Source organism: Ruegeria sp. AB7 (assembly GCF_056542625.1).
In genome coordinates this window covers 1-8,822 of record NZ_JBQGAC010000017.1, presented here as the reverse complement: position 1 = coordinate 8,822, position 8,822 = coordinate 1, and the positions used below count along the sequence as shown (strand labels likewise).

The 8,822-nt window shown below is 55.1% G+C and carries 9 protein-coding genes; 6 read left to right on the top strand and 3 right to left on the bottom strand.

Annotated elements, in window-relative coordinates; genetic code table 11:
* Positions 1-146: 146 nt before the first annotated feature.
* Positions 147-965, bottom strand: a complete 819-nt coding sequence (locus ACR0EN_RS21110) for a sulfotransferase family protein (protein WP_170423261.1) — start codon at positions 963-965, stop codon at positions 147-149.
* A 140-nt stretch (positions 966-1,105) separates the two neighbouring features.
* Between ACR0EN_RS21110 and ACR0EN_RS21105 the strand changes: the two genes are divergently transcribed.
* The gene (locus ACR0EN_RS21105) at positions 1,106-2,683 is read left to right on the top strand and encodes a DUF5928 domain-containing protein (protein WP_480588563.1); all 1,578 of its coding nucleotides are present in this window, start codon (positions 1,106-1,108) and stop codon (positions 2,681-2,683) included.
* A 38-nt stretch (positions 2,684-2,721) separates the two neighbouring features.
* Here the strand turns inward: ACR0EN_RS21105 and amaB are convergent, their stop codons facing one another.
* Together amaB and ACR0EN_RS21095 are read right to left on the bottom strand one after the other, a co-directional pair.
* Complete coding sequence (gene amaB, locus ACR0EN_RS21100) at positions 2,722-4,233, bottom strand: L-piperidine-6-carboxylate dehydrogenase (RefSeq protein ID WP_480563163.1); 1,512 nt, start codon at positions 4,231-4,233, stop codon at positions 2,722-2,724.
* 3 nt (positions 4,234-4,236) lie between these two features.
* The gene (locus ACR0EN_RS21095) at positions 4,237-5,343 is read right to left on the bottom strand and encodes a saccharopine dehydrogenase NADP-binding domain-containing protein (protein WP_170818468.1); all 1,107 of its coding nucleotides are present in this window, start codon (positions 5,341-5,343) and stop codon (positions 4,237-4,239) included.
* Between the two features lie 272 nt (positions 5,344-5,615).
* On the opposite strand from ACR0EN_RS21095, the gene ACR0EN_RS21090 reads away from it, so the two are divergent.
* From ACR0EN_RS21090 to ACR0EN_RS21070, 5 genes are read left to right on the top strand one after another with little or no spacing between them, the layout of a single operon-like run.
* Positions 5,616-6,047 carry a hypothetical protein gene (locus ACR0EN_RS21090; protein ID WP_170395121.1) on the top strand — a complete coding sequence of 144 codons (432 nt, stop codon included), beginning with the start codon at positions 5,616-5,618 and terminating at the stop codon, positions 6,045-6,047.
* On the top strand, positions 6,044-6,706 hold the full coding sequence (locus tag ACR0EN_RS21085; RefSeq protein ID WP_170636491.1) for a MotA/TolQ/ExbB proton channel family protein: 663 nt from the start codon (positions 6,044-6,046) through the stop codon (positions 6,704-6,706). The genes ACR0EN_RS21090 and ACR0EN_RS21085 overlap by 4 nt, the downstream gene beginning before the upstream one ends.
* 25 nt (positions 6,707-6,731) lie before the next feature.
* On the top strand, positions 6,732-7,064 hold the full coding sequence (locus ACR0EN_RS21080) for a biopolymer transporter ExbD (RefSeq protein WP_480588561.1): 333 nt from the start codon (positions 6,732-6,734) through the stop codon (positions 7,062-7,064).
* A gap of 4 nt (positions 7,065-7,068) precedes the next feature.
* A complete protein-coding gene (locus ACR0EN_RS21075) occupies positions 7,069-7,446 on the top strand; it encodes an ExbD/TolR family protein (RefSeq protein ID WP_170818466.1) in 378 nt (125 codons plus the stop codon).
* Positions 7,443-8,498 (top strand): energy transducer TonB family protein, encoded by a 1,056-nt coding sequence (locus tag ACR0EN_RS21070; protein WP_480588559.1) that lies wholly within the window; start codon positions 7,443-7,445, stop codon positions 8,496-8,498. Before ACR0EN_RS21075 ends, ACR0EN_RS21070 begins: the two co-directional genes overlap by 4 nt.
* The last annotated feature ends 324 nt before the right edge of the window (positions 8,499-8,822 follow it).

Genomic DNA, 8,822 nt, shown 5'->3' with positions numbered 1-8,822 from the left:
GATCGCTAAACTCTCATAATTTGCACAATTCGCTTGCTATGTCTTTTGTTTGTTGGAAGCGCGCTTTGCGCGGCGCCGGGCCCAACCATAGGAGATGTCTCACAAGAGACATTGACGATGGGCGGGAGCCTCACACTTCGAGCGTCTTAATCACCCAGCTTGGCGTGAATCTCATCTAGATCGATCTCACCCGTCGGCATTTTGTTGGCGGGATTTTCGAAATCATACTTGAACAGTTCAAAATCCTGTTTGTAGATCTCGTAGACCAGATGCATCGACAAATCGTCAAAGTAATCCTCGACCGGATGCACGCGTTTTGGCCCATGGCCTTCGGATTCATTGAAGCGCGGGATTTCGGACAGAGTCACGGGATGCGAGGTTTCAAGATTGTCCAACACACCCTGCATCCCATCGTTGAACTTCTCGGTCCAAAAAATCCGATCATATCGCCCGCCATTAGCGATCAGCGTCGAGACATGGCCAGACATGGCCGACCAGTGAATGTCGGGGTCCATCGGACGCCGCCAACGGATCGTGTCGCGTGCGAATAAAAGGAACCGGCGGAAACTGGCAATTTGGTCAAACTCGCCCTTGCCGTCGTCACCCCCGACTTCGATTCCATAGTTGTAAATCAGCGTTGGCACCAGATTGCCGCGATAGCGTTTGCCGTTGCGCTGGATGCCGCAGATCTTGTCAAAAAAGGAACTGAGAATGCGTGTGTAGGGATTACGCACGCAGGTAAACGTATAGGACTGGTGCGATTGAACATTTCTGGCAATCGGATCCTGACTGGCACCAAAGGCCCACTTGTGCATTCCGTCCTTGGCGTCGTGAATGTCACCATCAAAGAAGCTACCATGATCCGAGAAATACATGATTTGCCCGATCGTCGAACAGGCGCATTTCGGCACAACACGGTAGACCATGCTTTGACTTTCGGTCATCCACGTTCCGGGAAAACCCATCTACTGCGCCTCCTTAGCCAGTTATCGCATTGATACTCCGGCATTTTGACCCAAAGAACCAAAAATATTCTGTTTATTCAATCGCTCATCCTCAGTATCACGGTTGCAATTGGGCAGAAACGGGGAATTACGAGACGCAAATGGCAAAGATTGCCTATATCTTGCTGTGCCACAAAGATCCTGACGCGATCATTGCGCAGGCCAGTCAGCTAACGGCTGCCGGCGATTGTATGGCGATCCATTTTGACGCTCGCGCCAAAGATACGGATTATGCGCAAATACGCGACGCCCTGAAAGATAACCGCAACGTCGCATTTGCAACGAAGCGGATCAAATGCGGATGGGGCGAATGGTCACTGGTTCAGGCCACGCTCCATGCATTACAGGCGGCGGTGGATCAGTTCCCAAGGGTCACCCATTTTTACATGCTGTCCGGCGATTGCATGGCAATTAAAACCGCCGAGTATGTGCACAGCTTTCTTGATGAACGCGACATGGATTTCATCGAAAGCCATGACTTCTTCGAAAGCAATTGGATTAAGACCGGAATGAAAGAAGACCGGCTGATCTATCGTCACTATTTCAACGAACGCAATCAGCCGCGCCTGTTCTATGCCGCATACGAAATGCAAAAGCGTTTCGGTCTGACCCGCGGCATACCCGCAGACCTGCAGGTCAAGATCGGCAGCCAGTGGTGGTGCCTGCGCCGTCGCACAGTCGAGATGATTCTGGACTTCCTGCGCCAACGCCGCGATGTGGTCCGGTTTTTCTCGACCACCTGGATTCCGGACGAGACGTTCTTTCAGACGCTTGTTCGCCACCTCGTCCCGAAGCAGGAAATCGAAAACCGTACACTGACATTTTTGATGTTTTCCGACTATGGCATGCCTGTCACCTTCTACAATGATCACTATGACATGCTGTTGGGGCAGAACTACCTGTTCGCTCGCAAGATCAGCCCCGAGGCCCATGAGTTGAAGGAACGGTTGGGTCAGCTTTATGCCAACGAAGGGGTCACGTTCCACATCTCGGACGAAGGGCGCAATCTGTATCACTTCCTTGCCGGTCGCGGTCGTGTCGGACGACGTTTCGCTCAGCGCTTTTGGGAGGTCGGCAATACGTTAGGCCCCGAGCGTCAGGCGTTTTTGATTGTTTGCAAGAAGTGGCATGTCGCCAAACGGCTTGTTGACCAGATCGCATCCGAAACCCCCATTCCCTGCATCGAATACATCTATGATGAGCAGGATACGCCATTGCCCGATTTGGGTGGAATCGAGACGACCCTGATTAAGCGGTCGCGCCATCGGCGGGCCGTTGCACGTATGTTATTCGATTATTTCCAAAGCGACAGGCTGGTACTCTGCGTAGATCCGGCCAATCTGGACGTCATTCAGGATTTCTGTGCAGATCAGGCCCAAACACGTGTTCTGGAAATCGAATGTGCCTATTCAGATGAATATCTGAAGGGCCATGCCCATCGTGTCGGTCTTGCGGGCCAGAACAGCTCACAGGATTCTCTTGCACGTCTGCTACCGACCCTTCGCAATGCGCTGGCTTACGAATCCGAATTGATCCGCAGCACCCAGAATGATGGGCTGTTCCATTTGCGTGAGGCGGCGGATCGTTCGGAGAATGAGGTGATTATCGCGGAATTTCTGGGGATCAGTGCCGATCAGGCCAAAGCGATCATGCAACTGGATTACCTGTTCGCTGATTGAATCCGGCGGCACGATCAGGTGCCGCCGGACATTCGAGTTCAGATGTCGAATTTGACACCTTGCGCCAATGGCAACTCGGCCGAATAGTTTACCGTGTTGGTCTGACGGCGCATGTAGGCTTTCCAGGCATCTGATCCGCTTTCGCGCCCGCCTCCGGTTTCCTTCTCGCCACCAAATGCGCCACCGATCTCGGCCCCGGACGGGCCGATGTTCACATTGGCAATCCCGCAATCCGACCCGGCCGCTGTCAGGAATTGCTCGGCTTCGCGCATGTTCAGTGTAAAAACGCAGGACGACAAACCCTGTGGCACGTCGTTCTGGATCTCGATCGCCTCGGCAAAATCGTCATAGCCCATGACGTAAAGGATCGGAGCAAAGGTCTCGGCCTTCACAGTCGCGGTCTGGCCAGGCATCTCAACGATGGCCGGTTGTATATAAACACCGCCCGGCACACCTTCGGTCACGCGCTGACCCCCGAACACGGCACCACCCTCGGCCTTTGCTGATTCAAGCGCTGCGATCATCGCATTGCCCGAAGCTTCATCCACCAACGGCCCAATCAACGTACCCTCGGTCAACGGATTACCGATGGGCAGACCTGCGTAGGCTTTCTTCAGACGCCCAACCAGTTCCTCGCGGATCGAGTTGTGTACAATCAACCGCCGCAGTGTCGTACAGCGCTGCCCTGCTGTCCCGACAGCCGAGAATACGATCGCGCGCACCGCCATTTCCAGATCAGCCGACGGCCCAACGATCATCGCGTTATTTCCGCCGAGCTCAAGAATACACTTGCCAAAGCGCTGCGCCACGATCGGCGCAACCGCGCGGCCCATCCGGGTCGAGCCGGTGGCTGAAATGATCGGCACATCCTCGCTGGCAACCAGCACCTCACCCAGATCGGCACCACCGATCAGGGTCTGCAAAAGCCCCTCGGGGGCGTCACCAAACCGGGCCAACGCCCGCTCAAAGATTTTCTGGCAAGCCAACGCGGTCAGAGGCGTTTTCTCGGACGGTTTCCAGATCACCGGATCGCCGCAAACCAGCGCCAGCGCAGCATTCCACGACCATACCGCCACGGGGAAATTAAAGGCCGAGATCACTCCGACCGGTCCCGCCGGATGCCACGTTTCCATCATCCGGTGACCCGGGCGTTCCGAAGCAATGGTCAGACCATAAAGCTGCCGCGATAGACCAACTGCAAAATCGCAGATGTCGATCATCTCCTGCACTTCGCCCAGACCTTCCGAGGTGATCTTGCCTGCCTCCCAACTGACAAGCGCGCCAAGGTCGTCCTTGGCGGCCCGCAGCTCTTCGCCCAGCAGTCGGATCAACTCACCCCGGCGCGGAGCCGGCACAACGCGCCATTCCTTGAACGCCGCTTTCGAGCGGGCAAAGATGGCCCCCATCTCGGAAACCGGAGTTTCGTGAACCTCGGCCAACAGGCTGCCATCTATCGGAGAGGTCACCCGCAGCGACCCGCCGCTAAGCTCCGCTGCAGTCAGGTCCAAATTCGCAAGCGTGGTTTCAGCAGTCATTATAATGTCTTTCATATCTCAAGCCGCCTTGTTTTGTTCGGTAACGTCACCGGCGCGATAAAGCCGGCCAAATTCGGTGTTCAGGAAATCGGCAAGCTTTACCTGCTCTTGCCGAACAAAGCCTTTCGAGGGCAGAACCCCTGTCCGCATCAGATCGACGACACCCAATACGCCTGCCGCAGTGGTTACTTGGATCGCACTCCAGACTTGTCCATCTATGGTGCGCGCAAAGGATTTGTTGATCAGGGATTTCTCACGCAACGTGCCGTCAACGATGCCCTTTGCCGTGCAGTAGACCAGCACGACATCTTGATCCGTACGCGGCAAGGCCGTTTCAAAAATCTCTTTCAGCAGATCACGGCGACGCTCCAGCCCCAGATCGCTGAGCAACAAGCGCAGAATGTCCCGATGACCCGGATAGCGGATCGAGCGATAGGATACCGCTTTCGCCTTACCGTCTAGCGTCTCGGGCAAGGTGCCCAGCCCGCCCGATGTATTGAAGCACTCGTACTCGACTCCGTCATGGCCGATCAGCTCATAATCTTCGAGGGGGGCGGTCTTAACCCTCTCGCCATTTACAATGGCATCGCAAGGATTGCAGTATTCATTGATCAGCCCGTCTGTCGACCAAGTCAGGTTATATTTCAACGCGTTGGTCGGATAGAGCGGTAACGCCCCGACCCGCATATGCAGGCTGTCGATTTCATCGAACTCCGCCGCCAGCGCAGCGCCTGCAATCCCGACAAACCCGGGGGCCAACCCGCATTGCGGCATAAATGCCGTCTCGCTGTTCTGCGCCAGCTCGCGCACCGCGTTGGTGGCGGCGACATCTTCGGTCAGGTCAAAGTAATGCGCCCCAACAGTTTTAGCTGCGCTTGCAATTGCCGGTGTCAGAAAGAACGGCGCGGCAGAGATCACCGCATCAAACCCTTTAAGGCCTTTCTCCAAGCCCGCGCTATCGCTGGCATCAATCTGCCGCGTAGAAATGCCCCGCTTCTTGAATGCTGACAGGGCCGCAAGATCGTGATCGGCAACAGTCACCGTGTAATGTGTCGAGGTTTTCAGCAAAGTCGCGATCATCTGACCGATCTTCCCCGCCCCGACTATGCAAATATTCCAGCTCAAAACGCGCCTCCATTCTGTGTTTCTTTTGATTATGAAGGGCGACTTGTTCGGATTGCAGATCGTATCTTGACGAAATGAGGTAATTTTCCGTCATTTTGCCATATTATACGTCACTTTGCTGAATAGCTTACTCGAATATGACTTCGAACATGGTCGAAGTCACAATCGTTTCAGCGCTCCTTTGAAGTGATTGTACTATCAGGTATGAGAGGACCATTGTCGGCTATACAACGCGGGCAATCGCGGTTCGCCCAAGCATATAGGTGCCTTCAATGAGATCTCTCCGTGTCCTGCTTACCTGTTTCGCATGCCTGCTTCCTTTTGCAGCTCTGGCCCAATCCGCTGAGGCACCTGCCGCTGAGATTTCGTTAGAGCTCAATGCCTTGGAAGACGTTGGTAGTGCCTGCAGATTGACCTTTCTGGTGACCAACCAATCCGGAACCACTATCGATGAAGCCGTATTCGAGACGGTGATATTTGACACCGAAGGCAGTGTCGTTACCCTCTCGCTTTTTGATTTTCGCGACCTACCTTTGGATCGCCCACGTGTCCGTCAGTTCGATCTGCCAGAGATGTCTTGCACGACTGTTGGGCGCGCATTGATCAATGGCGCGAGTTCATGCGTGGTAAAAGGCTCCCAGAGCGACATCTGTCAATCGACCCTAACGCTCAGCAGCCGGATTGAAGTGGAGTTGCTTGGATGAATATTCTCTCTTCTCTTCGAGAGATCCTGACCCTTGGCGGGCCCGTTGTGGCTATCCTTATTGTCATGTCGGTCCTGACCGTAGCAGTTAGTCTTTACAAGCTTTGGCAGTTCGCTGCCTGTGGCGTAGGGCGGCACAAGGTTCTGTCACAAGCGCTGCAAGCCTGGGATGCTGGAGATCGAGCCACTGCACGCGCGCGCCTCGCACAGAGCAGCAGCTATCTTGCACCGCTTGTCGAAGCCGCGATGGACGCGCCGGACACTCCTGATCTGGACGCTCGACTGGATGCCGAAGCTGGATTGGCGCTGGCCGGGCTGGAGCGCGGATTTCGGCTTTTGGATACGGTCGCCCAGCTTGCACCCCTGCTTGGATTGTTCGGAACAGTTTTGGGAATGATCAATGCATTCCAAAGCCTTCAGTCTGCCGGGTCTTCTGTTGATCCGTCATTGTTGGCAGGTGGCATCTGGGTTGCTCTGGTAACAACAGCCGTTGGCCTTGCGGTGGCAATGCCGACTTCAATGGTCTTGTCTTGGTTTGAAAGCCGAACTGCCCGGGAACGGGTGTTTGCGGACAAAGCACTGCGCACGGTTCTGGTCCCGAACAACTCGAACCAGGCCGCCTCAGGCAGGACCGAGATTCTTAACGCTGAACATGCGTAACACGGCTCCCTTTGTAAGACGACCGATGTCGATGACCCCGCTCATAGATGTCATCTTCTTGTTGTTGCTGTTCTTCATGTTGTCTTCAACCTTCTCAAAATTCGCGGAAATCGAAATCAGTAGCGCAACCTCAGGAGCATCAGCCTCGGCTGAGCCGGTGGAGAGAATTTTCATTCAGATCGGTGCAGAGCGCGTGACTTTGAATGGCGAAACGCTGATGCTGGATGAACTGCCGGCGCAGATAGGGACTGGTCAGGCTCTGGTGAGCCTTGATGCCGATACGTCCGCCCAACGGCTTGTGGATTTGCTGACCAGGCTGCGTGGCCGCGATGGCTTGACCGTCACGGTGTTGGAGTAGACCGATGATCCGCTTTGGTCGCCCAAACCGCAAACGAGACTCGACCATTCCCCTGATCAACGTCGTTTTTCTGATGCTGATCTTCTTTCTGATTGCCGGCACTGTCGCTCCACCGCTTGATCCAGAGCTGCAGCTTGTTGACACCTCGGAACTGGAAGGCCGCGACCCGCCCGATGCGCTTGTCTTGAACGCCGAAGGCTTACTCAGTTTTCGTGGGGTGCAAACCGACCCTGAGGCTTTTATGGCCAGCCATGATGACGGACCCGTTAGGATTGTCCCCGACCGCAATGTTTCAGGCCAACGATTGATGGAGGTAACCGGTGCCCTTCGACGGCATGGGGCGCCATCTGTGTACCTCGTGACCCAGCAGGCTTTAAAATGATCCGGAAGTCAGCAGCCATCGCTGCGTTGGCGGGTGTGCTTTCGCTTGTCCTGCACATCTTTGGGATCAGTTTCTACGGTTCCAGTCTGCCAGAACTGCGGGCCAATGAGGAATCGGTCAGTTTGATCGAGCTTGGCAACACATTCGAGGAATTCACCGACGACACGACGGACCCGGTGCAGCCGGACTCTGCTGAAGCCCCCGAGCCTCCGGTTGAAGACACTGTTAAGCCCGATACTGCCGACATCCCGATCAGCGATACACTCGTCGCTTCCCCCAATCCTCAGCAGGTATCTTCACCCGATGTCGGAGCGCCCGTCGCCCCACGATCAGAGCTTCAGGAAGAGGTGCCGACCGAACCGGTCGCCCCGTCCAATCCGGAACCAGCCACAGACGCAGATACCGCCGTAACGCCAGCGGTCGACCCGGAACCCGAGCGCTTGGCAGCTTTACCGCCCACAGACGGCTCAACAGCGCCGGTCCCCCTACTCGAGAGTACGGCAGTCGAACTAGAAATCCCAAGTTCGGTCGATGAGCCAACAAACGAGCCACCAGAAGAACAAGCCGCGCCTTCCGATCAGGCCGTATCAGTTTCCAAACGCCCCCGCCTCCCGGACAGAAGGCCCGCAACGGATACGCCAAAATCGCTCGATGGGTTCAGTAACTTCGACAATTTGCGCAACCCTACGCAAACATTGGAGTCGCCGCTTAGCCTTTATCAAAAGGAAGGGGCTGACCCGTTCCGAGCCAGCAGTGGCCGAAATCAAACCTCGGGTCGCGGCGTTGGAAACTCCGATACCACGAACTATGCCGGACAAGTCCTGGTCCACCTCAATCAAACGCCCGTCGTCTATGTACCGGTCCGCGGGTTTGCGCAGGTATTCTTCGAAATTAATCCTGATGGATCACTGGCTTGGGTTGATATCGTCGATAGCTCTGGCTCACCTGAAATCGAACGCGCCGCCAGAGATCAAGTCATCCGCGCCGCTCCATTTCCCCGTCCACCAAGCGGGTCAAGCCGCAGGCTATCGTTTTATTACCAAAATAGTTGATACCAAAGACAGCAGTTCGCCGAACCAGTTGTTCGTTCCCTGAATGCTTCAACACGCTCTAAGGAGAGGATTTCCATCGGTCGTCACGGCAAGGTCACCGTGGGCGAAGCACAGAAGTTGGCAAAAAAGAGCTGAGGGGGTAAGTGGCTAGTTACGAAAAGAAGTTTCCTATCGTTGCTTCCACAGTGCTTCTAGAAGTATTGGCGCAAATAGAAACATCGCCCTGAGGCGGTGCGTAAACATCTGACGTTGCACGGTATTTTGTTTTCAGCATTAGGAATTGAACCTACGGCCTTCATGTTATGAGCCTGACGAGGTTTGATC

Bases quoted from the DNA above. Each gene is read 5' to 3' on its own strand.
- ACR0EN_RS21110 (WP_170423261.1), bottom strand. From the start codon at position 965: ATGGGTTTTCCCGGAACGTGGATGACCGAAAGTCAAAGCATGGTCTAC.
- ACR0EN_RS21105 (WP_480588563.1), top strand. From the start codon at position 1,106: ATGGCAAAGATTGCCTATATCTTGCTGTGCCACAAAGATCCTGACGCG.
- amaB (WP_480563163.1), bottom strand. From the start codon at position 4,233: ATGAAAGACATTATAATGACTGCTGAAACCACGCTTGCGAATTTGGAC.
- ACR0EN_RS21090 (WP_170395121.1), top strand. From the start codon at position 5,616: ATGAGATCTCTCCGTGTCCTGCTTACCTGTTTCGCATGCCTGCTTCCT.
- ACR0EN_RS21085 (WP_170636491.1), top strand. From the start codon at position 6,044: ATGAATATTCTCTCTTCTCTTCGAGAGATCCTGACCCTTGGCGGGCCC.
- ACR0EN_RS21080 (WP_480588561.1), top strand. From the start codon at position 6,732: ATGTCGATGACCCCGCTCATAGATGTCATCTTCTTGTTGTTGCTGTTC.
- ACR0EN_RS21075 (WP_170818466.1), top strand. From the start codon at position 7,069: ATGATCCGCTTTGGTCGCCCAAACCGCAAACGAGACTCGACCATTCCC.
- ACR0EN_RS21070 (WP_480588559.1), top strand. From the start codon at position 7,443: ATGATCCGGAAGTCAGCAGCCATCGCTGCGTTGGCGGGTGTGCTTTCG.